At 41.5% G+C, this 22794-nt stretch carries 23 protein-coding genes and 1 other RNA gene; 22 read left to right on the plus strand and 2 right to left on the minus strand.

Annotated features, from left to right (window positions below; translation table 11 throughout):
• Nucleotides 1-34: 34 nt before the first annotated feature.
• From HB912_RS02635 to HB912_RS02710, 16 genes are all read left to right on the plus strand, one after another.
• The gene (locus tag HB912_RS02635; RefSeq protein ID WP_185372085.1) at nucleotides 35-373 is read left to right on the plus strand and encodes a nucleotide pyrophosphohydrolase; all 339 of its coding nucleotides are present in this window, start codon (nucleotides 35-37) and stop codon (nucleotides 371-373) included.
• A complete protein-coding gene (dapB, locus tag HB912_RS02640; protein WP_342354358.1) occupies nucleotides 369-1157 on the plus strand; it encodes a 4-hydroxy-tetrahydrodipicolinate reductase in 789 nt (262 codons plus the stop codon). Before HB912_RS02635 ends, dapB begins: the two co-directional genes overlap by 5 nt.
• 27 nt (nucleotides 1158-1184) lie before the next feature.
• Entirely contained in the window at nucleotides 1185-2357 is a 1173-nt protein-coding gene (locus HB912_RS02645) for a CCA tRNA nucleotidyltransferase (RefSeq protein ID WP_185372086.1), read from the plus strand.
• Nucleotides 2350-3327 carry a biotin--[acetyl-CoA-carboxylase] ligase gene (locus HB912_RS02650; protein ID WP_185372087.1) on the plus strand — a complete coding sequence of 326 codons (978 nt, stop codon included), beginning with the start codon at nucleotides 2350-2352 and terminating at the stop codon, nucleotides 3325-3327. Before HB912_RS02645 ends, HB912_RS02650 begins: the two co-directional genes overlap by 8 nt.
• A gap of 135 nt (nucleotides 3328-3462) precedes the next feature.
• Nucleotides 3463-3933: a thioredoxin family protein gene (locus HB912_RS02655; protein ID WP_185372088.1), complete on the plus strand. Its 471-nt coding sequence runs from the start codon at nucleotides 3463-3465 to the stop codon at nucleotides 3931-3933.
• A gap of 125 nt (nucleotides 3934-4058) precedes the next feature.
• Nucleotides 4059-4307, plus strand: a complete 249-nt coding sequence (locus HB912_RS02660) for a hypothetical protein (RefSeq protein ID WP_185372089.1) — start codon at nucleotides 4059-4061, stop codon at nucleotides 4305-4307.
• 185 nt (nucleotides 4308-4492) lie between these two features.
• A complete protein-coding gene (panB, locus tag HB912_RS02665; protein ID WP_185372090.1) occupies nucleotides 4493-5332 on the plus strand; it encodes a 3-methyl-2-oxobutanoate hydroxymethyltransferase in 840 nt (279 codons plus the stop codon).
• Nucleotides 5332-6198 carry a pantoate--beta-alanine ligase gene (gene panC / locus HB912_RS02670; protein ID WP_185372849.1) on the plus strand — a complete coding sequence of 289 codons (867 nt, stop codon included), beginning with the start codon at nucleotides 5332-5334 and terminating at the stop codon, nucleotides 6196-6198. The genes panB and panC overlap by 1 nt, the downstream gene beginning before the upstream one ends.
• A complete protein-coding gene (gene panD / locus HB912_RS02675; RefSeq protein WP_185372091.1) occupies nucleotides 6183-6569 on the plus strand; it encodes an aspartate 1-decarboxylase in 387 nt (128 codons plus the stop codon). The genes panC and panD overlap by 16 nt, the downstream gene beginning before the upstream one ends.
• Nucleotides 6570-6606: 37 nt before the next feature.
• Nucleotides 6607-9405 carry an ATP-dependent DNA helicase DinG gene (dinG, locus tag HB912_RS02680; protein WP_185372092.1) on the plus strand — a complete coding sequence of 933 codons (2799 nt, stop codon included), beginning with the start codon at nucleotides 6607-6609 and terminating at the stop codon, nucleotides 9403-9405.
• 38 nt (nucleotides 9406-9443) lie between these two features.
• Nucleotides 9444-10007: a cell wall elongation regulator TseB-like domain-containing protein gene (locus tag HB912_RS02685; protein ID WP_425324764.1), complete on the plus strand. Its 564-nt coding sequence runs from the start codon at nucleotides 9444-9446 to the stop codon at nucleotides 10005-10007.
• Between the two features lie 33 nt (nucleotides 10008-10040).
• Nucleotides 10041-11225 carry a pyridoxal phosphate-dependent aminotransferase gene (locus HB912_RS02690; protein ID WP_185372094.1) on the plus strand — a complete coding sequence of 395 codons (1185 nt, stop codon included), beginning with the start codon at nucleotides 10041-10043 and terminating at the stop codon, nucleotides 11223-11225.
• Between the two features lie 12 nt (nucleotides 11226-11237).
• Complete coding sequence (gene asnS / locus HB912_RS02695) at nucleotides 11238-12530, plus strand: asparagine--tRNA ligase (RefSeq protein WP_185372095.1); 1293 nt, start codon at nucleotides 11238-11240, stop codon at nucleotides 12528-12530.
• Nucleotides 12531-12664: 134 nt separating this feature from the next.
• Nucleotides 12665-13381 (plus strand): DnaD domain-containing protein, encoded by a 717-nt coding sequence (locus tag HB912_RS02700; protein ID WP_185372096.1) that lies wholly within the window; start codon nucleotides 12665-12667, stop codon nucleotides 13379-13381.
• A 9-nt stretch (nucleotides 13382-13390) separates the two neighbouring features.
• Nucleotides 13391-14050 (plus strand): endonuclease III, encoded by a 660-nt coding sequence (gene nth, locus HB912_RS02705; RefSeq protein ID WP_185372097.1) that lies wholly within the window; start codon nucleotides 13391-13393, stop codon nucleotides 14048-14050.
• Nucleotides 14043-14534: a YpoC family protein gene (locus HB912_RS02710; protein ID WP_185372098.1), complete on the plus strand. Its 492-nt coding sequence runs from the start codon at nucleotides 14043-14045 to the stop codon at nucleotides 14532-14534. Before nth ends, HB912_RS02710 begins: the two co-directional genes overlap by 8 nt.
• A 43-nt stretch (nucleotides 14535-14577) precedes the next feature.
• On the opposite strand, the gene HB912_RS02715 is transcribed toward HB912_RS02710, so the two are convergent.
• Both HB912_RS02715 and recU read right to left on the minus strand, forming a co-directional pair.
• Nucleotides 14578-17160 carry a transglycosylase domain-containing protein gene (locus tag HB912_RS02715; RefSeq protein WP_185372099.1) on the minus strand — a complete coding sequence of 861 codons (2583 nt, stop codon included), beginning with the start codon at nucleotides 17158-17160 and terminating at the stop codon, nucleotides 14578-14580.
• Between the two features lie 27 nt (nucleotides 17161-17187).
• The gene (gene recU / locus HB912_RS02720) at nucleotides 17188-17787 is read right to left on the minus strand and encodes a Holliday junction resolvase RecU (protein WP_185372100.1); all 600 of its coding nucleotides are present in this window, start codon (nucleotides 17785-17787) and stop codon (nucleotides 17188-17190) included.
• A gap of 405 nt (nucleotides 17788-18192) precedes the next feature.
• Between recU and HB912_RS02725 the strand changes: the two genes are divergently transcribed.
• From HB912_RS02725 to HB912_RS02750, 6 genes are all read left to right on the plus strand, one after another.
• Nucleotides 18193-18552: a YppE family protein gene (locus HB912_RS02725; RefSeq protein WP_185372101.1), complete on the plus strand. Its 360-nt coding sequence runs from the start codon at nucleotides 18193-18195 to the stop codon at nucleotides 18550-18552.
• Nucleotides 18549-19097: an SLOG family protein gene (locus HB912_RS02730; protein ID WP_185372102.1), complete on the plus strand. Its 549-nt coding sequence runs from the start codon at nucleotides 18549-18551 to the stop codon at nucleotides 19095-19097. Before HB912_RS02725 ends, HB912_RS02730 begins: the two co-directional genes overlap by 4 nt.
• A 107-nt stretch (nucleotides 19098-19204) precedes the next feature.
• Entirely contained in the window at nucleotides 19205-19555 is a 351-nt protein-coding gene (gene gpsB / locus HB912_RS02735) for a cell division regulator GpsB (protein WP_185372103.1), read from the plus strand.
• 56 nt (nucleotides 19556-19611) lie between these two features.
• An RNA gene (gene rnpB, locus HB912_RS02740) (RNase P RNA component class B) lies at nucleotides 19612-19986 on the plus strand.
• A gap of 131 nt (nucleotides 19987-20117) precedes the next feature.
• Nucleotides 20118-21260 (plus strand): THUMP domain-containing protein, encoded by a 1143-nt coding sequence (locus HB912_RS02745; RefSeq protein ID WP_185372104.1) that lies wholly within the window; start codon nucleotides 20118-20120, stop codon nucleotides 21258-21260.
• Nucleotides 21261-21265: 5 nt separating this feature from the next.
• Nucleotides 21266-22777, plus strand: a complete 1512-nt coding sequence (locus HB912_RS02750) for a carboxypeptidase M32 (RefSeq protein ID WP_185372105.1) — start codon at nucleotides 21266-21268, stop codon at nucleotides 22775-22777.
• The last annotated feature ends 17 nt before the right edge of the window (nucleotides 22778-22794 follow it).

Here is a 22794-nt window from a genome sequence, read left to right on the forward strand (position 1 = left end):
TTTTTAGTGTATCATAAATTAAGGGGGATTTTACATGGCGAAGACGATTCAGGAAATGCAAAAAGAAGTTGACCAGTTTATCGGTCAATTTAAAGAAGGTTATTTTTCACCGCTTGCGATGATGGCACGGGTTACAGAAGAAACAGGTGAATTAGCACGCGAAATCAATCATTACTATGGTGAAAAAACAAAGAAGACTTCTGAAGGAGAGAAATCGCTTGAAGAAGAACTTGGAGATTGTTTGTTCGTTTTAACTTGTATGGCTAATTCTTTACATATTGATATGGAAGAAGCACACGACCGGGTGATGCGTAAATTTAAGACACGCGACAAGGATCGCTGGACCAAAAAGGAGGACGATCAAAATGATTAAAGTAGCAGTATCTGGTTTTAAAGGAAGAATGGGCAGTGAAGTCGTACGAACAGTTCTGGCAGAAAAAGATATGGAGCTTGTTGCTGTACTGGACCACGAACCAACTGAAAAAAACATTGCAGAATTGCCTGAGTTTCATGCAGAAAATGTTCCGGTTTACGGGGACCTAGGTCAACTGCTAAGCGAGGCTCGTCCGGAAGCTGTTGTTGATTTTACAACTCCAGCGTCTGCTTATCAAAATACCAAAAAGATTATCGAACATGGCGCTCGAGCAATCGTTGGAACGACTGGATTTACGACGGAACAAATTGAGGAACTTACAAAACTTGCAGAAGCAAAACAAACCGGAAGTTTAATTGCACCTAATTTTGCTGTTGGTGCTGTTTTAATGATGCAATTTGCTGAAAAGGCCGCGGCTTACTTTCCCAATGTTGAAATCATCGAATTGCATCATGACCGGAAGTTAGATGCACCAAGCGGAACGGCAGTAAAAACAGCAGAAATGATTTCGAAAACACGTGAGAAAATCAAGCAAGGGCATCCAGATGAAAAAGAAACACTTCCGGGTGCACGTGGTGCTGATTACGAAGGCATGCGCATTCATAGCGTACGTTTGCCGGGCTTAATCGCCCATCAAGAGGTAGTATTTGGTGCGGCCGGCCAAGGCTTAACTATTCGCCACGATTCCTATGATCGCGTTTCTTTCATGTCAGGCGTAACGCTTGCTATTCGTAAAACAGCGGAACTGAAAACCCTGATTTATGGACTAGAAAATATTTTGTAAGGAATCTTTTTAGAATAGGAGAAAAAAATGGATCTCATTTTTGAAAAAGCGCTTCCCGTACTCGAAACTTTAGAACAGGCTGGTTATGAAGCTTATTTTGTTGGCGGAGCTGTGCGTGACTATTTGCTTAAGCGCGATGTGAATGATGTTGACATTGCGACGAGCGCTTTTCCTAGCGAAGTGAAGCAACTGTTTCGTAAAACCTATGATACAGGGATTCAGCATGGAACTGTCACCGTAAGGCAGGAGGGTGAGCTCTATGAAGTCACAACTTTTCGAACAGAGGGGAAATACGTGGATTTCAGAAGGCCAAGTGAAGTGCATTTCGTTCGCTCGCTTGAAGAAGATTTACTGCGGCGTGATTTCACCATGAATGCCATTGCGATGGATAAAACAGGAAAGCTACACGACCCGTTTTTGGGAGAAACAGCTATTTGGCGACGTGAAATTAAAGCGGTTGGGGAAGCCAAACACCGCTTCAGAGAAGATGCTTTACGGATTATGCGAGCCGTTCGCTTTTTAAGTCAGCTTGAATTTACTCTGGAAGAAAAAACGAGACAAGCTTTGAATGAAGAAGTAGATTTGCTTGCGCATACAGCTGTTGAGCGAATTCGAGTTGAGTGGGTCAAACTTGTACAAGGAAAAGGACGTATAAAAGCTTTTGAATTGATTACTGAAATCGGGATGGAACGCTATTTGCCAGGGCTTCTTGGCCAAAAAGAAGCACTCAAACGACTAGCACGTTTTCGGTTTTCTGAAATACCAAGTGAAGATTTAGTATGGCTTAGTCTTGTTCTCGCGCGGCAACCTGATTCTGTTCGTGCCTTTTTACGAGCTTGGAAGCTTTCTAATCAGCAAATTAAACGAACCGAACAGGCTTACACCTGGATACAAACTGGGAAACCGTGGACCAAGTATTCACTTTATCAAGCAGGCGCGGAGGGAATTCGTCTTGTGGAAGCTGGGAAAGCCTTAATCGGTGAAGCAAATGATGTCGAGAGTATTCTTGTCAGCTATGAGGCGCTTCCGATTCATGCTTCATCAGAAATCGTGATAGATGGACGATTTTTAATGGCTTTTTATGAAAAAGCTGGGGGTCCCTGGCTTAGGGAGCTGCTCACAGAAATTGAGGAGAAAATTGTTTTAGGTGAACTTCCAAACGAAGAAGAAGCAATCAGGAGGTGGCTTTTGGATGACTAATCAAAATCGGGATAAACTTTTGGCGCTTTTTTCAAAGCACGTGGATCAATTTGTATCCGGACAAGAAATTGCGGAACAACTAGGGATTTCGCGGGCTGCGATTTGGAAACACATGGAAAATCTTCGGAAAGAGGGCTTTCAAATTGAGGCGGTCAGAAACAAAGGCTACCGTTTAGCAAAATTTGGCACGCTTTTCTCGAAAGATAGTTTACTTTTGGGGTTAGAAACGGAATTTACCGGACGCACGTTATATTTTTATGAGGAAGTGGCCTCTACGCAACTGATAGCGCATGAAAAGGTGAATAGCGGTGCACCTGAGGGGACGGCAATCGTCGCTGATTTTCAAAATGCTGGAAAGGGACGGCTTAGGCGTGACTGGCTATCAAGCCGCGGGGAAGGGATTTTCACAAGCATCATTTTAAAGCCAGACATCCCTATTACGGAAGTGCCACAGCTTACTTTTATTGCTTCGCTTGCAGTTGCTGAAACGGTTCAAAAGCTTACGGGACTTGAAGCGAGAATTAAGTGGCCGAATGATATTTACATCGGAAAACGAAAGATTTGCGGTGTGTTAACGGAAATGCAAGCAGAAGCGGAAACGATTCATGCGGTCATCATTGGAATTGGGATTAATGTGAATCAAGCCTCTTTTCCTGATGAACTCAAGCAAAAAGCAACTTCCTTGCGCATGGAAGCGGGAAAAGTGTTTTCGCGAACAGAAATTGTGCAAGAAATTTTTAAACAACTCGAAAAGTATTATAAACTTTATCTCGAACAAGGATTTGCTCCGATCAAATTACTTTGGGAAGAACAAGCCATTCCTTTTTCAGAACGCATTCAGGTAAGGACGCTTAAGGGAACGATCACGGGTAGAGCTGAGGGGATTTCAGATACTGGTGTGCTATTTGTGCGCGATGATGAAGGAAAGCAACATTCCGTTTATTCGGCGGATATTGAATTTGAAAATTAAGAGCTGAAAAACGCTTTTTCACTGGAAACAAAGGCTTAAAGACGTAAATTTCAAAAAAAGGTGGGCTAGAAACCGCCTTTTTTCGTTTTTTCATTTAGCGCCATTTCCGGTATAATCTAGGTGAGGAGGTTTGGTATGCGAAAATCTATCCATTTACTGCTGATTTCCGTTATGGCATTATTGTTACTTAGTGCTTGTGGATCGTTTTCTGATTCTGATAAACAGTCGAGTGAGAAGGCGCAGCAAACGGAAAAAGCTGGAAAGTCATTTTTAAATCCAATCGGAACGGAAAAATTCTCACAGATTGAGATTGACAAACGAACCCAAGTAGTTTATGTAGGGCGACCAACTTGCCCAGACTGTCAGGCTTTTCAACCTATTTTGCAACAAGTCTTAAAAGAAAATGACTGGGGCAAGCTTGACTATTACAACACGGATCAAGCGGGTGAGAAAGATCGTAAGGCAATGATCAGCGCTTTAAAAAAAGTTAAAATTGATTCAGTTCCGACGTTAATTGCTTTTAAAAATGGAAAAGTTCAAGCGATTTTTCACGGAAATGATTCAAAAAAAGAACTGACCGACTGGCTTAGAAAAAATTTATCATAAAAAAGCAATATTTTTTTGAAAAATTATCGTTTTTCCCAAATAAAATTCGATTTTTCGTCACATTTTATACGCTTAAGAAGTGCTAAAATAAGGGTGAGGATTTTATTTTGAGGGGGATGAGTGAAATGGAGCAGCCCTACATGCGAAAGGAAGAACGCATGACGCTTGCGAGAAAAACGCTTGAAGATATTTTTGAGGAAAATCCGAGCGAAGCTAGAACTTTTTGGGAAATCGTAAGACAAAGTGAAAGCTTGATTGATGAGTTGAGTTTTGATTTGCTTAAACAAGCAGAAAGAGAAAAGGAAGATAAGAAAGAAAAAAATGCGGAGAGTAACCGTCAAATTATTCCTTTTCCATCTAAGGAAACAAAGTAGCACCGGTCTTTTGGCTGGTGCTTTTTCTTTTGGCGCTAAACTTTAAGGGATTTTAAAAATGTGATAAGATAGCAGATGAAGCTAGGCGAATGATTGTATTCCTAGAGGAAATGATACGGCCCTGTCTTCAAAAAACTAATTTTTGCCGTGATTCGTGATATGAACATGGACGAAAGGATGAAAAAATGAAGAAACCGATTGATTTTTTTGAAATGAAGTCGCGTTCGGAAAAAATTGTGATGATGACAGCGTACGACTATCCATCAGCGAAAAATGCAGAAAGAGCTGGAATGGACCTTATTCTCGTCGGGGACTCACTTGGAATGGTGGTGCTTGGCTATGAATCAACCGTTCCAGTTACACTTTCTGATATGATCCACCATACAAAAGCTGTAAAACGTGGAGCTCCTCATACGTTTGTCGTGACGGATATGCCTTTTATGAGTTATCACGGTTCAACAAGTGAAACACTTCAACATGCACGTTTACTGATTCAAGAAGGCGGCGCCGATGCGATTAAGCTTGAAGGTGCGGGGAGTGTTGTTGGAAAAATCCGATCGCTAACAGAAGCGGGAGCACCGGTTGTCGCGCACTTAGGTCTTACCCCACAAAGCGTCGGGCTTACAGGGAGTTATAAAGTGCGTGCGAAATCAATGGATGAGGCGAATACTTTACTTCATCAAGCAAAAGAAGTGGAAGCGGCGGGGGCAATTGCACTGGTTCTTGAAGCCATTCCAAAGCAGCTTGCTGAAAAAGTGACTGAGGCACTTTCGATTCCAACGATAGGTATCGGTGCTGGTGCCGATACGGATGGGCAAGTCCTTGTCTATCATGACATTGTCGGATACGGGATCTCACGGCGGGCGAAGTTCGTGAAAGCTTACGCAGAAGTCGATCAACTGATTGAGCCAGCGCTTAAAGCATATGTTGCTGATGTGAGAGCAAAAAAATTCCCCGAAGATGTGCATTCGTTTACGATGAAAGAAGAAGAACTTCGAGGTCTTTACGGGGGAGAAAAAGCATGATGCAGGTTGTTCGTTCGAAGCTAGAATTAAAGAAAATCCTTTCAAGCCAAACAAGTAAAAGTATTGGCTTTGTTCCCACAATGGGAAGTTTACATGAGGGGCATCTTGCTTTGATGAAAAAAGCTCGCTTGGAAAATGATTTTGTTGTGGCGAGCGTGTTCGTAAATCCCACGCAGTTTGGCCCAAATGAGGATTTGGATGCTTATCCGCGCGATGAAACAAAAGACATCGAGTTAAGCGGAAATGCGAAAGTCGATCTTTTGTTTATTCCGTCGGTTGAGGAAATTTACCCGCGAAAAGTGAGCGCGCAAGTGAAAGCCGTTCTAGCAGTTGATGTTTTGGACGGGAAAGCACGCCCAGGTCACTTTGATGGGGTCTTGACGGTACTTTTAAAATTATTTATGCTTGTTCAACCGGATCGCGCTTATTTTGGACAAAAAGATGCCCAACAAGTTGCGATCGTTCAAAATTTCGTTTCGGATTATTTTTTACCGGTAGACATTCGTACTGTTGAAACTGTGCGCGAAGCCGATGGTCTTGCAAAAAGTAGCCGAAATGTTAACTTGCTTGAAGAAGAGCGAAATGAAGCTCCTGTGATTCACCGTGCTCTTTTAGCCGGAAAGGATCGCATTTTAAGCGGATGTCAAAGTGAGCAAGAAATTTTAGGGGCGGTTCTGGAAGTCCTTCAAGACGTGACTTTGAAACTCGACTATTTAGCGCTTTATAGTTATCCAGATTTTAAACCTGTTACGGATTTTACGAAGCCAGTGATTCTTGCTGCTGCTGTCAAGTATAAAAAGGCCCGTTTGATCGATAACGAAATTGTTCTGCCAAACGGAGGTGAAGCCGAATGCTACGAACAATGATGCATGCGAAAATTCACCGCGCGACGATAACGGAAGCCAATTTGAATTATGTAGGCAGTATTACGATTGATGCTGCTTTACTGGAAGCAACGGGGCTTTTGCCAAATGAGCGGGTTCAGATTGTCGATAATCATAATGGAGCCCGATTTGAAACCTATATTATTGAAGGGGCATATGGAAGTGGTGTGATTTGTGTGAATGGAGCTGCTGCGAGATTAGTTGCTCCAGGGGATACGATCATCATTATGGGCTATGCGCAGATGGAAACTCTGGAAGCTAAGAAACTGGTTCCAAAGGTGATTGTGTTAAATGAACAAAATCAAATTACTGAAAGGCTCTATCAGGAGTTGCCGGAAACAACACTCGAATAATTAGTGCGGCGGATCGGATTTTAGGAAGGTGAAGAAAATGAAAAGCAGATTGAAAAAATACGTGGTTGTGGATCTCGAGACGACTGGGAATCAAGCCTCAAAAGAAGACCGAATCATTCAGTTCGCAGCCGTCATGGTAGAAGATGGGAAAATTGTTCAGCGCTTTTCAACTTTTATCAATCCAGAAAAGCCGATTCCGCCGTTTATTAAAGAACTCACAGGGATTGATTCGAAGGACGTTTTAGATGCTCCTCTTTTTGAAGATGTTGCAGAAACCATTTATGCGCTACTGGAAGGCACTATTTTTGTCGCGCATAATGTTTCATTTGATTGGACTTTTTTACAAAAAGAGATGTTCAGAATCGGAATGACGCCGCCCAAAATCCCACTACTAGACACAGTTGAATTAGCGCGGATTCTTTATCCAGAAATAGATAGCTATAAGTTGCAGGATCTTGGAGATGAATTTGGACTCGCACATGAAAATCCTCACCAAGCTGATAGCGATGCAGAAGTAACCGCACTTTTGCTTATTCAGCTACTAACAAAGCTTGAAGCGCTCCCACTCCCACTGGTTGAAAAATTAACGGCGATTGCTAGCCCATTAAAAAATCATTTGCCAACACTTTTATTTGAGACCGAGATGAAGAAAGGGAGGCAGCACGAGGAGGTGCCAGATCATCTTTTTATTTACCGTGGCCTTGTCCTGCGCAAAAAGCAGTTACCGAAAGTTCAAGCGCAAAAAGCCGATTCTCGTCGAACTTTCCCGCAGGAAGTGAAGGAAAAGGAAGCCCTTTTAAAACAAGCGGGAACGCCGCTTTATGCAAGAAACGGTCAGTTTGAAATGATGAATTTAGTGTACCGTGCCATGCAAGAGAAAAAACATGCGTTAATTGAGGCAGGAACTGGGATCGGAAAGTCGCTTGGCTATTTTTTGCCAGCACTATATGTGGCAAAAGAAAGGGAGCAACCCGTTTTAATTAGTACATATACAAATGCGTTACAGACGCAGCTTTTTGAAAAAGATGTTCCGCTTGCGAGAAGTCTTGCGGGGATGGACGTGCAAGCAGAGGTTTTGAAAGGGCGGGAGCATTATCTTAATTTGTTTAAGTTTGAGCAACTATTAAATGAATCTGACCCACAATATGATGTTGTGGTGACGAAAATGAAGCTTTTAGTGTGGCTTTCAGAAACAGAAACGGGCGATATTGATGAAGTCAACTTGTCAAGTGGAGGCGCGCTGTTTTGGAATCGGCTGAAACACACGGGTTGGTACTTAAATGAAAGCGATGATCCGTGGATTCAACATGATTTTTATAAATTCAGCGTTAAAAAAGCGCAACAGGCTGATCTTTTAATCGTGAATCATGCTCTTCTTTTAGCTGACCATTTCCAAGCAAGAAAAATTTTGCCAGAGTATTCTGTTGCTGTCATTGATGAGGCACATCATTTTGCTGAAAGTGCGCGCGAGAAAAAAAGCTTTATTTTGTCTTATCGTAAAGTTAAATATTTTCTAAATCAATTAGGGTCGCTTGAAAAATATTCCCTCCTTAGCCAGCTTGCTTTTGTGTTTCCGGGCGAAGAGAGTTTATTTGATTTAAATATTGCACAGGTGAAATTAAACGAAGCCATCGAAGACTTTTTTACAGAACTACATGCTCTTCTAGTGAATACGAAAAAAGCAGATACAAAACTTGTACTGATTGAAAATACAGAAGTCGTTCACTTTACGGAAACGCTACGATATGCAGCAGATAATGTCGCCGTGCTTTTCCATGAAGTGGAAAGAAACTTAAGTAATTTACTTGAAAAAGGGCGAGCTGAGGCGCCACTTAAAGAAGCAGAAACCGCTTTTGTGGAAGAAGTGTACTCCTTTTTGCTTGACTGGAAAGCGATGAGTGATGAATTTAGAAGGCTTGAAGTAAACAGCGAAGAAGTAATGACGATTACGCTTGAATCAGATAAAAACCATCACGTTTCGAGTTTACGGATCATTGGTTCTTACATGACTCCTGAAGAGGCACTAAAAGAGGCTTTCTTTTCCAAAAAGGAAAGTGTCATTTTAACGTCAGCCACGCTTTCTGTAAATGGCAAGTTTACTTATATAAAAAAGGAACTAGGACTGAGTACAACGGACCTTATTGAAGCACAAATTCCTTCGCCGTTCAATTACGCAGAGCAAGCGCGCATTTTAATTCCAAATGATATGCCACAAATTAAAGGCACACCAGTTGCCAAATATACGCAAATACTGGCGGATTATTTGAGCGAAATGCTGTTAATTACAAAAGGAAAGATGCTTGTGCTCTTTACATCTCATGAAATGCTTCGGCTTGTGTATAGCTACTTGAAAGAGCGTCAAGAACTGGAAGAATTTATGATACTAGGACAAGGCCTTTCAAGTGGCAGTGTCAATCGTTTAACGAAACAGTTTCGGCAGTTTGATAGGGCAGTTCTTCTTGGAACCACAAGTTTTTGGGAAGGGATTGATATCCCAGGCCAAGCCCTTAGTTGTCTCGTTATTGTTCGCCTTCCTTTTGCACCTCTTGATGATCCTTATACGAAAGCACAAATTGATTTGCATAAAAAACGTGGGGAAAATGCTTTTCAGACCTTTTCGCTTCCACAAGCTGTGCTTCGGTTTAAACAAGGATTTGGTCGTTTGATCCGGCGAGAAACGGACCGTGGTATTGTCGTGATCTTTGATAATCGCGTGGATACGACGACTTTCGGTCAAAGTTTTTTAAATTCCATTCCTGATGTGACAGAAGTCAAGGGTGATAAACCGGTTTTGCTTGAAGAAATGACGAACTTTTTTGAGGAAGAAGAGGAGTAACACTTCAAAAATGAGGTTTGAATTGCTATAATAAGAACATGTTTAGCATTCTTCTGCCGAATGTTCGGCAATTTGAAGAAAGAAATGAGAGGAATATGTTGCGAACAAGGAGAAAACGTAGAATTCTACCTATAATTCTGATTCTGCTTGCAGTTGTTGTCGTCGTTTTTCTAGCGGGAATTTGGTTTTTAAATTATTCCGAAAAACCGATTAAAAAAACAGAAGCAGCGGCGCTTTCACGAATTAAAGGAAGTGTAGATTTAAAGAAACAAGATCAGTTCTATCTTTATAATGGAACGAAAGAGACCTACTATGTTTTAACAGGGGAAAATAAAGCTGGGAAAAAAATTATCGTCTGGGTTCCCAAAAAGAAATCTGGGGAAATCTTAGTGAAATATGCTTCAGATGGTATTTCAGCACAGAAAGCGCGGGAAATTGTTGAGGCAAAGAAAAAGCCAGCCAAGATTCTGAACGTGACGCTTGGAATGGAAGACGGCGTCCCATTATGGGAAGTAAGCTATTTGGATAAAGACGATCAATTAGGCTATTATGACATGTCGTTTAGCGAAGGAAAGTGGCTACGACAAATTGAAAACTTATAAACGCAAGAAGAGTTCGAATTGGAGGAGAGAAAGATGAAACAGCCTTTGTCAAACCGTGTAGAACAAGTTGCCCCTTCCCCTACGCTTTTTATTACGGCAAAAGCCAAAAAAATGAAGCAAGAGGGCATTGATGTAATTGGGCTTGGAGCAGGGGAGCCAGATTTTAATACTCCAGAAAATATCATTCAAGCAGCCTATCGCTCCATGGAAGAAGGCCATACGAAATATACACCTTCAAGTGGTATTAAAGAATTAAAAGATGCGATCTCTGAAAAATTAAAGCGAGATCAGTCACTTGATTACTCGGAGGAACAAATCTTTGTAGGGACAGGAGCGAAGCATGTCCTTTATTCTGCGTTTCAAGCGATTATCAATCCAGGCGATGAAGTGATTATTCCGGTTCCATATTGGGTAACCTATCCAGAACAAGTCAAACTTGCCGGAGGTGTTCCTGTTTTTGTGGAAACGGGCTTTGATCAAGATTTTAAAATTCTTCCAGCTGATTTTGAAAAAGCTATCACTGCGAAGACGAAAGCCATTGTGTTAAACTCTCCTAACAATCCAACCGGGATGAGTTATTCAAGCGATGAGTTAAAAGCTCTCGGTGAACTGGCAGTTCAGCACGATCTTTATATGATTTCAGATGAGATTTATGAAAAATTATATTATGGAGATAAAAGTGATCTTGTTTCTGTGGCAAGTTTTGGCCCGGAATTTTACGAGCGTACGATTGTTGTAAACGGCGTTTCGAAAGCCTATGCCATGACTGGTTGGCGAATCGGTTATGCAGCCGGTCCGCGTCCAGTTATAGCTGCAATGGGGAAACTAGCAGATCACATGACGAGTAACCCAAGTGTGAGTGCGCAATATGCTGCGCTTGAAGCTTATACTGGCAGTCAAGAAGTGCCTGAAAAAATGTATCAGGCATTTGAAGAGCGTATGGAACGCTTTTACCCGCAACTTGAAAAGATCCCTGGCTTTAAACCGAAAAAGCCAGACGGTGCTTTTTACTTTTTCATAGAAGCAAAAGAAGCAGCGAAACAAAAGGGATTCGATTCAGTGGATGCTTTTGCCGAGGCCTTGTTAAACCAAGCGCTTGTTGCGGTTATTCCTGGATCTGGATTTGGAATGCCAGATTATATTCGGTTGTCTTATGCAACTGATCCTGACCTTTTCCAAACGGCATTAAACCGAATTCAAGATTTTATGATGAAATAGGGAGTGTAAATAGTGAAAATAACAATTAATCAAGCAAAAGATTATGTCAATCAAGAAGTTACAATTGGCGTTTGGCTTTCTAATAAGCGGTCGAGCGGTAAAATTGCTTTCTTGCAAATGCGTGATGGCACAGCTTTCATGCAAGGGGTAGTTGTAAAAGCAGAAGTAGAAGAAGAAATTTTCCAACTTGCGAAAAGCATGACCCAAGAAACAAGCTTTTATGTAACAGGAACGATCCAAGAAGACACTCGTTCTCCGTTTGGATATGAAATGGCTGTAAAGGGGATTGAAGTTATTGCTGAAGCGCATGACTACCCAATCACACCAAAAGAACATGGAACAGAATTTTTAATGGATCATCGTCACCTCTGGTTGCGTTCGAACCGTCAACATGCCATTATGAAAGTGCGAAACGAAATTATTCGTGCAACGTATGAGTTTTTTAACCGTGAAGGCTTTATCAAAATTGACCCACCAATTCTTACGGGAAGTGCACCGGAAGGAACGACAGAACTCTTCCATACGAAATATTTTGATGAAGATGCTTATCTCTCGCAAAGTGGTCAACTTTATATGGAAGCTGCAGCGATGGCATTTGGAAAAGTTTTTTCATTCGGGCCTACATTCCGTGCTGAAAAATCGAAAACACGCCGTCATTTGATTGAATTCTGGATGATCGAACCAGAAATGGCTTTCTACGAACTAAAGGACAGTCTAGAAGTACAAGAAAATTATGTGGCTTTTCTAGTAAAATCTGTACTTGATCATTGTGCGCTTGAACTTGAGCGTCTTGGACGAGATACAACGGTTCTTGAAAAAATGACAGCACCATTCCCTCGAATTACTTATACAGATGCGGTTGAGTTATTAAAAGAAAAAGGTTTTGATGATATTGAATGGGGCGAAGACTTTGGCGCGCCACATGAAACAGCCATCGCAGATAGCTTTGACAAACCGGTTTTCATTACGCATTATCCGAAGGGAATCAAACCATTTTATATGCCAGAAGATCCAGAAAACCCAGATGTGGTACTTTGTGCGGATTTGATTGCGCCTGAAGGTTACGGTGAAATTATTGGCGGCTCCGAACGGATTCATGACTTAGAGGTTCTTCTGGAGCGCATCCGGGAGTTTGGCCTAGATGAGGAAGCCTACAGCTGGTATATTGATCTTGCCCGTTACGGATCGGTTCCTCATTCTGGCTTTGGTCTTGGCCTTGAGAGAACAGTCGCATGGCTTACAGGAGCGGAACATGTTCGTGAAACCATTCCATTCCCACGTTTACTAAATCGTCTTTATCCTTAAAAAGAAAAATTATTTTCGAAAAGCAAGTGCTATCATTCGCCTTGCTTTTCGTTTTTTTCTTACCCGAAAAATCATTTTGAACTAGATTTTCTTATTATTCGGGTCTATGCTATAATTTGGATGAGGTGTTTAGGATGGATCAAAATTTAACGAGAGACTGGATTATAGAAGGCGTTGTCTCCCTTCCGCAAGTTGTTATGCGCCATTATGCAGCGCTTCAAATGAATGAAACAGAACTAGTGCTTATCTTGCAGATTGAGTCATTTCGCACGGCTGGAAATCCCTTTCCTTCCATGGAAGAATTGGCGGAGCGAATGACACTCGGAAAAGAAAACGTGATGCGTCTTGTAGAGACGCTTTTTCATAAGGGAATTCTTATGATTGAACAAGATCAAGCAAGTGGTGTGCTTACGGAGCGCTATTCATTAGCACCGCTTTATCATAAACTGGAAGCGTACTTAGAAAACGAAGAGTTGCGCACACAAGTGCAACAAGACGAAGAAAATGAAATTCACGTGTACCGCTTATTTGAGTCAGAATTTGGTCGTCCGCTGTCACCGATTGAAGCTGAAATGATTTCTGGTTGGCTAGATCAAGATCGGTTTGCGCCGGCTCTTGTTCGTGAAGCATTAAAAGAAGCCGTGATTGCTCAAAAAAAGAATTTCCGATATATTGATCGAATTTTACTAAACTGGAAAGATAAAGGTGTCAAAACGGTGGAAGAGGCACAACGCGCTGCAGAAGAATTTCATCAACATGGTCGTACTGGCTTTTCAAGTACGCCAAGCGAAATCAAAAAAAGTAAAAATTCCATACCGCTTTACGATTGGCTGGAAAACAGAAAAGGGTGACAAACAAAGATGCTGAATAAAAAACAAACCATTTTTTGCATTCAAGAGATGGAAAAAATGTTTCCGAATGCTCACTGTGAACTAGTCCATAAAAATACGTTTGAACTTTTGATTGCTGTAGTTCTTTCAGCGCAGTGTACGGATGCGCTTGTCAATAAAGTAACAGCTTCACTTTTTGAAAAATATCAGACACCAGAAGATTATCTCGCTGTTCCGCTTGAAGAATTGGAAAGCGACATTCGCTCGATTGGTTTATATCGCAATAAAGCAAAGAACATACAAGGGTTGTCACGCCGTTTAATCGAAGCGTTTAATGGCGAAGTGCCAGACACACACGAAGCCCTTGAAAGCCTGCCTGGAGTTGGCCGAAAGACTGCGAACGTTGTTTTATCAGTGGGATTTGGAATTCCTGCGATTGCAGTTGATACGCATGTGGAACGTGTGACAAAGCGACTTGCAATATGCAGATGGAAGGATTCTGTTCAAGAAGTAGAAGAGACACTCAAACGAAAGTTACCCAAAGAAATGTGGTCGCAAGCGCACCATGATTTGATTTTCTTTGGGCGCTATCACTGCAAAGCAAGAAAACCGGAATGCCCAACTTGTCCATTACTTTCGATTTGCCGGGAAGGAAAAAAACAAGCGAAAGCGAGAGGATTTGATGGTTAAGCTTGAATATGCTAAAGAGCTCGTTCACGAGGCCTTTCCAGCACCGCTCATTGAAAGCGACTCACTCGATGTGGATTCGATTTTTGTGAGCGGAGTACCGTTTTGGCAAGAGCAACTTTTTTATCAAGAAAATGGGGGAGTGCGACCTTGGGAATTTGACCGGGCGAAAGCTTGTCGCAAACTTGGAAAGCAAATGACGGCTTTGTTAGAAAACCTGGATGCAGTTCTTAGAGCACATGAAAAGCCCGATCCGGCAATTGTTCGTGATGCACAAGGCCTTTTTTTATCTGTTTTATTTTGGAGCAACGGACGGCCTGTCAAGCTAGACCAGCTAGAACAAGCGGTATCCGAGTTAGAATTAAAGCCCCTAAATTGCTACGACAGACTTACGTATTGCTTAAAACGCGGGAATACCTTCCTTGGCTTTCGCGGATTAAATGAATTAATGCTTGAACAACGAAAGTTAATCGCTAAACAAGGCTAATCTGCCGAACAAAAAAAGCTCCTCAGTTGAGGAGCTTTTTTGTTTAGCCTCCGGTTTCCCGTGTGGCTTGGTTGTTATTATCTTGATTTGGTGGGTTTTGATTATTTCCATCATTATTATCTGAGTTTCCATTTTCATTTCCGCCAGTCTCTTCTTTTGGAATCGTGACGCTTGTGGATGCTGCCGGACTTGTTTTCCCATCTTTCACTGCAACAACAGAAATCGTTGTGACAGATCCAGGAGTTCCACCTGAAATATTAATGGAAGTTGAAGAAACACTTGAAGTTTGGCCGTTTACGGTAACTTGATAAGAGGCGGCTCCATTTACAGGACTCCAACTTGCTGTGATTTGTTTAGTTGCAGCGTTATAGCTTGCATTTAAACCAGCAGGTGCTGTAAGTTCGTTCGCTTTTTCCTCTTCTTGTTTCTTACGTTCTTCTTCCTCTTTTTTCTTCTGTTCTTCTAGACGTTTTTGTTCTTCTTCTTTTTGTTTATCAAGCTCTTCTTTTGAATTGTCATCTTCATCATCGCTATCACTACTGTTTGAACTACCTGCTGTGCTACCTGTTCTGCTTGGGACCGTTCCTTTAACGAAGAGTTCGTTTGTAATAGCGGAGCTTGGTGTACCAGATGTCGCAACAGTTGGCGGGTTCGATCCTTTTAAGATCGGAACAGAAACAACACTACTAGGTTTCTTAAAGTCAGAAGTATTTTTTCCTTCTGATACGTGCGCCATTAATTTGCTAAACATGCGCTGTGAAATCTTCTGTTCATTTGAAGAGAGATAGTTTTTAAGGTTGTCATAACCGGTCCAAACGGCGATCGAATAGTCGGTTGTATAACCTGCAAACCAAGCATCTCGAGCAGCTCCTTTTGGATAGCTATATTTATTTTGGGCTTCTTCGTCAAAGTTTGTTGTCCCTGTTTTCCCAGCTGTAGGAACGCCTGGAACAGCAGCACTCGTCCCAGTTCCTCTTGAAAGAACATCTTTTAGCATATCAGAAATCATATAAGCAGTAGACTCTTTCATTGCTGTTTCGCTTTTAGGCTCCATATCCATCGTTGTGTCGCCATCTGAAAGGACGATTTTTTTGATAGCATGAGGCTTATTATAAACCCCTTGATTCCCGAAAGCCGCATAAGCGCCAGCTAATTGAACAGGATTCGATTCGTTCGCACCGATTGCGTAAGACTCATAAAACTCTTTGTAGTTAAACCCAAGTTTATCTGTAAAAGTTTTTGCTTCGTTGAGTCCAACCGTTTGTAAAGCTTTTAGTGCTGGAATGTTTCGCGACATATAAAGCGCTTCGCGAACGGTAAGAGAACCTTTATAGCTTAAATCCCAGTTGTTGATTTCATTTCCAGAAGAGTAGCTGTAAGGCGCATCTTTAAGCACTTTAGCGGTTGACCAGTTGAGGTATTCAATTGCTGGACCATAATCTGCGATCGGCTTCATGGTGGAACCAACTTGACGTTTAAGCTGTGTGGCATAGTTATAGCCACGCGTTACATTTTCTTTTTGATTGCGTGAGCCACCGATCGCTTCAATGCGACCGTTTTTGGTGTTTTGCAGAACAATCCCGGCTTGCATTTTGTCATCAGAAAATTGAACAACATCATTTGAATTAAGCATTTCTTCCGTATACTTTTGAGCATCTTGATCTAGCGAAGTATAAATGGTGAGCCCATCTTTATAAACATCATATTCTTTTGGAATTTCGCTTAGAACTTGTGTGACGTAAGCATCGTATTTATAAGTTTTGTCTTTACGATCAGCTTCCGAGCGAAGTCCAGTTGCAACTTGAACCGTTTTTGCTTGGTTCATTTCTGATTTTGTGATTTTTCCATTTTTGTACATATTGGAAAGAACGATATCACGTCGTTTTTTAGCTGCTTCTGGATGGTCGTATGGGTTATAATTGTTTGGACTTTGTGGCATACCAGCGATGAGTGCTGTTTCCGCAAGATTTAACTTGTCTAATTTTTTGCCAAAATAATGTTCCGCAGCCGTTTCCATTCCGTGAACTCGGTCAGACATGTAAACTTTGTTGACATAAATTTCGATGATATCTTGTTTGCTATATTTTTCTTCAAGTTTAAGGGCGAGATAAGCTTCTTGAGCTTTCCGTCCAAGTGTTTTATTCGTGTAGTCAAGGTAAGACATCTTGATAATTTGCTGAGATAACGTACTTGCTCCCTCAGCTCCAAAGCCTTCTTTAACGTTAGCAATGACAGCTCCGCCGAGTCGAATCGGATCAAGGCCATCATGTTCATAAAATCGTGTGTCCTCTGTCGAAAGAATGGCATCTTGAAGAGATTTTGGAATATCTTTATATTCAATATAATCGCGGCGTTCTGTTCCAACTTCCGCAAAAACCTTCCCGTCTTTATCGAGTAATTTAGAAGAAAGCGGGTCACGCAATTTAGAATCTGATAGTTCAGGCGCATCTTTTGCGTAACTATAAAAGACGGTTGCTCCTATGGCGATTCCAAAAAAAGCACAAAAAAGAGCCGCAAAGAAAACAAATTTAAGTATTTTTTTTCCAGTTACTTTTTTTGGTTTTTTAGGGGGGACTCCAGATTTCTGGCTACGAAATTCCGCTCGTGTTTGCAGTTTGTCTGCCATTAAAAATTCTCTCCTTTAAAAATTCGATTAAAAGCACTTTTGGTCAATAATAGACAAAAAGTCTAATCGAGGATTTAGACCATAAGGAATTTGGTCAGAATGTTGTCTAATCTCATCTAGTGTAATGGATTTTCGTCCGCCTTGAAGCATGCGCTCCCAGAAGGGGAAAAAAGCATCGAACATCGTGAGATAAACTTCCCCAAGTCCGCTGAACGAAGTAATAACAAAGGCAATGCCTTCTTGTTTAGTCACTTGTGTCATGTGTTCAATTTGATGGGGATGGAAATTACTTAGTGGAAAAGCGGTTTTGTTTTTAGTTTCCTTCGCTTCAAAATCCAAGTACTTTCCATTATAGACGCCATTATAGTCTGTTGTTGAAGGCCGTTTAAAATAAGCCTCTTTGATCATAGCACTACTCCGTTTTGGATAGTCCACTTGAACAATTTGAACCGGAGTTGGCTTTTTATGAATGACAGCCCGTTCTTGTGCTAGATAATAGGTATTGGTATCGTTTAAATCATCCTCTAGCGACATTCCCCGGTTACCAAATTCGATTTGTTTCTTGGTACTTTGCGGTTTTTGCCACTCTTTTTTGGATTTTTTACCATTCGGATAGCCAATTGCCATACTATCACCTCTTTTTCATAGCGATTCATTTTGAACCATTCTTCATTATACCATTTCAAACAGAAAGTGCAATATTATACACGTGTGGTGACTTTTGCAAAATAGATTAGAAAAAAGCTTTACTTTCTAGCTTCTATCTTTAAAAAGCTAGAGCCTCCCACTTTTAAGGAACAAAATCAACCATCTGAAAAAATGGAGACAATCATCCTCCTAAAGGCTCGTTTTGCGGTGTTAGAGGGGGAGGAACTATGAACGCTTAACCCGTTGAGAAAAATTTTCATAAGGATTCGTTTTTAGAGAAACTTTCGGACTATTTTTTAGTGGCTTTAAAACAAGCATGTTCTTATCGTTTTTTGGGGCAGTATGATATGCTAACAAAAGAAGGTATGAAAGGAACGCAGAGAAATGAAAGAATTAAAACAAAAAACGGAACGATTGCAAGAACAAAATGAAAAAAATTGGCAGAAGTATCTAGCAAATCGTGAAAATCAAGCAGAATTTGACTTTTATCAAGATATGAAGCCTTTTGTAGATGAAGCAAAAGAACTCGCAGATACCTTTTTACAAGAAGCGATTCCTTGGGTAAATGAAGTGCACCCACACTATTTAACAGAAATGCAGCTTAGACAGTGCTGTGACAATATTCAAATGACAGCGGTAAATGCTTTTAACGGCAAATCTTTTTATAAGCATTTCCATGATCACTACGAATCTTCTAAATACACACTCGAACGCGTTTACCGCAGTTTGGAGGAAGCGGATTGAAATCAGTTGTTTTAACAGGCTATAAAAACTTTGAGCTGGGTATTTTTAAACGTGATGTCCCGGAAAGTAAGTATATTCGATTAGCACTGGAAAAGAAATTAGCGATGTATCTGGAAGATGGGCTTGAATGGGTGATTATCTCTGGACAGCTGGGAACAGAACTTTGGGCAGGGGAAGTGGTTTTGGCTCTTAAAGAAAAATCTTTTCCTATTAAATTAGCAATTCTCGAACCATTCACAGGACAAGCCGAAAATTGGAATGAAGCGAATCAGCTTTGGCAAGAAGAAGTCGTGAGAGGCGCCGACTATCACGCTTATATCACAGAACGCCCTTATGAAAACCCGGGGCAGTTTGAACTACGCGACCGATTTTTAATTGACCACACGGACGGGGCGCTTTTACTTTATGACCTTGAGAAGGAAGGTTCACCACGCTTTTTTTACGAACGCGCGTTGCAAGAAGCGAAATCGGACAATTATCAGCTTGAATTAATTGATTTTTATGAGCTACAAGAAATGGTTTACGAAACTGAATCTGATTTCTAAAGGTTTTTAAAAAAAAGAGGGTTTACATTGACAAATGTGTTTAGATTTGGAAAAATAAGAGTATATTATCCATATATGACGTAAAGAAAAGATAGAGGTGGAGTATTATGGCTCAAGAGCAATTTGAATATAACTTAACGGCGAAGGAAATTTTAGAAAAAGAATTTAAAACAGGTCTCCGTGGCTATAGTCCTGAGGATGTCGATGAGTTTCTCGATTTAGTCATCAAGGATTACGGAACTTTTACACAAGAAATTGAAGCTTTACAAGCTGAAAACATTCGCTTGGTTCAAGAACTAGATGCAAATGGTTCTGCAAGACGTGAACCTGCCGCTGCACCAAGCAGTACTTACGAAACTCCAGTTCAGCCGGCTGGAACAACAAATTTCGATATTTTGAAACGGTTGAGTAATTTAGAAAAACATGTTTTTGGAAATAAGCTGGACGATAAGGAGTAATTGTGATAGTATCTTAAAGGGCGTCAAGCTTCTTGGCATGACGCTCTTTTCTGTTAACGTTCGGATAATCGCTGCTTTATTAGCAGAGGAAAGTCCATGCTCGCACGAGCTGAGATGCTCGTAGTGATCGTGCCTGGTGAAATAATAAGCCAGGGCATTCCGCGGATGCGGTTTGACGGCAGGTGAATGGCCTAAGTCTTCGGATACGGCCTTATATCCTTGAAAGTGCCACAGTGACGAAGTTCTTTTAGAAATAAAAGAAGTGGAACGAGGTAAACCCCACGAGCGAGAAACTCAAACTATGGTAGGGGCACTTTTCCCGAGGAATTTGAACAAGGGAAGAGGCACGGCAATTTTGCCGGTGCAGATAGATGATTATCCCTTTGCGGGTGGCCTGCAGATCCGCAGAGGACAGAACATGGCTTATAGAACGTTAATGGCAGGATAAATTTTAAAATGAAGCTGTTTCAAAGGAGTGGCAAAACGGCGAAAGCCACGGCGCGAAAAACGCATTCACTTTTTTGAAACAGCTTTTTTCTTGATAAAAAAAGGAGGAACGGACGTGTCGGAATTTCAACTCTTAGCAACTGCGGCATCAGGTCTTGAAGCGATTGTTGGTAAAGAAATAAAACGGCTCGGCTACACGCCGCAAGTCGAAAATGGAAAGGTGTTATTTAAAGGAGATAAACTGGCGATCGCACGCTCGAATCTTTGGCTCCGAACTGCAGACCGTGTGAAGATTGTCGTAGGCGAATTTAAAGCTACTACTTTTGATGAATTATTTGAAAAAACAAAAGCTTTGCCTTGGGAGAATTTTTTACCATTAGATGCGGTTTTTCCTGTTTCTGGGAAATCTGTTAAATCCACTTTATTTAGCGTGCCGGATTGTCAAGCAATCACAAAAAAGGCGATTGTAAGCCGGTTGCAAGAAAAGTATCGTAGAAGTGGTCGACTACTTGAAACCGGAGCTCTATTTAAAATTGAAGTGGCTCTTTTAAAAGATACAGTAACGATCACAATTGATACAAGTGGAGAAGGGCTCCATAAACGTGGCTACCGAACAACACAAGGGGATGCACCGCTTAAAGAAACGATGGCCGCTGCACTTGTCTTACTTACAAGCTGGCATCCAGATCGGCCATTTTATGATCCGGTTTGTGGATCGGGAACGATTCCAATTGAAGCGGCTCTGATTGGTCAAAATATCGCGCCAGGGTTCAATCGTAGTTTTGCGTCTGAAAAGTGGGACTGGATGCCTGAGAAGATTTTTAAGGAGGCTCGGGAAGAAGCCGAAAGTTTGGCGAACTATGACCAGCCCCTCGATATTCTTGGGGCAGATATTGATCACAAAATGGTGGAGCGCGCCAAACAAAACGCCAGCGAAGCGGGCCTAGGGGATTTGATCTCTTTTAAACAAATGCAAGTGAGTGATTTTACGACGGAAAAGGAATACGGGGTTGTGGTTGCAAATCCGCCTTACGGGGAGCGGCTTGAAGACGAAGCGAGCATCCGCGAGCTTTACCGCGAAATGGGCGAGACATACGCGAAACTCCCAACTTGGTCGATTTATGTTATCACGAGTTATGAGGCTTTTGAAGAGGTTTATGGGAAGAAGGCAACGAAGAAACGCAAGCTTTATAATGGGTACCTTCGAACCGATCTGTATCAGTACTGGGGACCACGGAAACCACGCGTGAAGGAGTGACAAAAATGGAAACAGTAGCAGAGTTGGAACGTGATTTTTTAGCTTTTTTGAAGAAAAAGTCGGCGCTTTCGGAAGCCCTTAATTTGGTTTACTGGGATATTCGCACAAAGATTCCTAAAAAAGGTGCAGAAGGTCGTTCTGAAGTGATCGGTGTTCTTGCTGGGCAAATCTTCGAGATGGAAGTTTCAGAAGAAATGGCGGCTTTTATTGCAGCGCTTGCCCCACATAAAGATGAACTTGATGAAGTGACGAGAAAATCCCTTGAAGAATCAAGTCGCGTATATGAGCTGAACAAGAAAATCCCACAAGAAGAGTTTCAGGCGTATTCGAAGCTTGTCGCAGATGCCGAAAATGTCTGGGCGGAGGCAAGAGGGGAAGATAACTTTGCTAAATTTGAACCGTATTTAACGGAGATTGTTGCGTTTAAGCGGAAATTTGTGGAATATTGGGGCTACAAGGATAACAAGTATGACACTTTGCTTGATCAATATGAACCTGGAATGACGGTTGAAATCCTGGATGAAGTCTTCGGAAAACTTCGGATTGCGATCATGGAACTACGTGACAAAATGGCTAAGGAAGGTACTCTTCCGGATGCGAGTGGGCTAGCTGTTCCTATGAGTGAAGAAAAGCAACGGGCATTCAGCGAAGCGATTCTAGCCAAAATGGGCTTTGACTTTGAAGCGGGAAGACTTGATACAACGGTCCATCCGTTTGCAATTGGGCTCAATCTTGGCGACGTGCGAATTACAACGCGCTATGATGAAGCCAATTTTAAAATGGCGGTTTTTGGAATCATCCATGAAGGTGGACATGCGATTTATGAGCAAAATATCGGGAGAAATCTCATTGGAACGCCGCTGAAAGAGGGAGCTTCGATGGGCATCCACGAATCGCAGTCGCTCTTCTATGAAATTATTTTGGGCTCGAGCTTTGCGTTTTGGAAGAGCAACTATCCAGATTTAGTCAAGCAAGAACCTGCATTTGGTAAAGTCCCACTAGAAACATTTTACCGGGCATTAAATATTTCGGAAAGTTCACTTGTCCGAATTGAAGCAGATATTTTAACGTATCCTCTTCACATTATGATTCGTTATGAACTTGAAAAAGCGCTCATAAATGGAGAACTTGAAGTGAAGGATCTTGAAGCCGCTTGGAATGATAAATATGAGGCTTATTTGGGGATTCGACCAGAAAAAAGCAGTGAAGGCGTTTTGCAAGATATTCACTGGGCTGGCGGGGACTTTGGGTACTTCCCATCTTACGCCCTTGGCTTGATGTATGCGGCACAGTTTTTTGATGCGATGCAAAAGGATTTGAAAGACGTGGAAGCGATTCTTGCAAGCGAAGACTATTCAGAGATTCGGGAGTGGCTAACAGCGTATATTCATCAATATGGCAAACTTAAAAAGCCGCTCGAAATTTTGAAAGATACAACGGGAGAAGGCTTGAATCCAGATTATTTGATTGCACTTTTAAACAAACGCTATGAATTCGTTTACAAGTTGAAAAACTAAAAAAGAGGTTGACCCGC

This window comes from Listeria aquatica (assembly GCF_014223975.1).
In the GTDB taxonomy this organism is placed as follows: domain Bacteria; phylum Bacillota; class Bacilli; order Lactobacillales; family Listeriaceae; genus Listeria; species Listeria aquatica.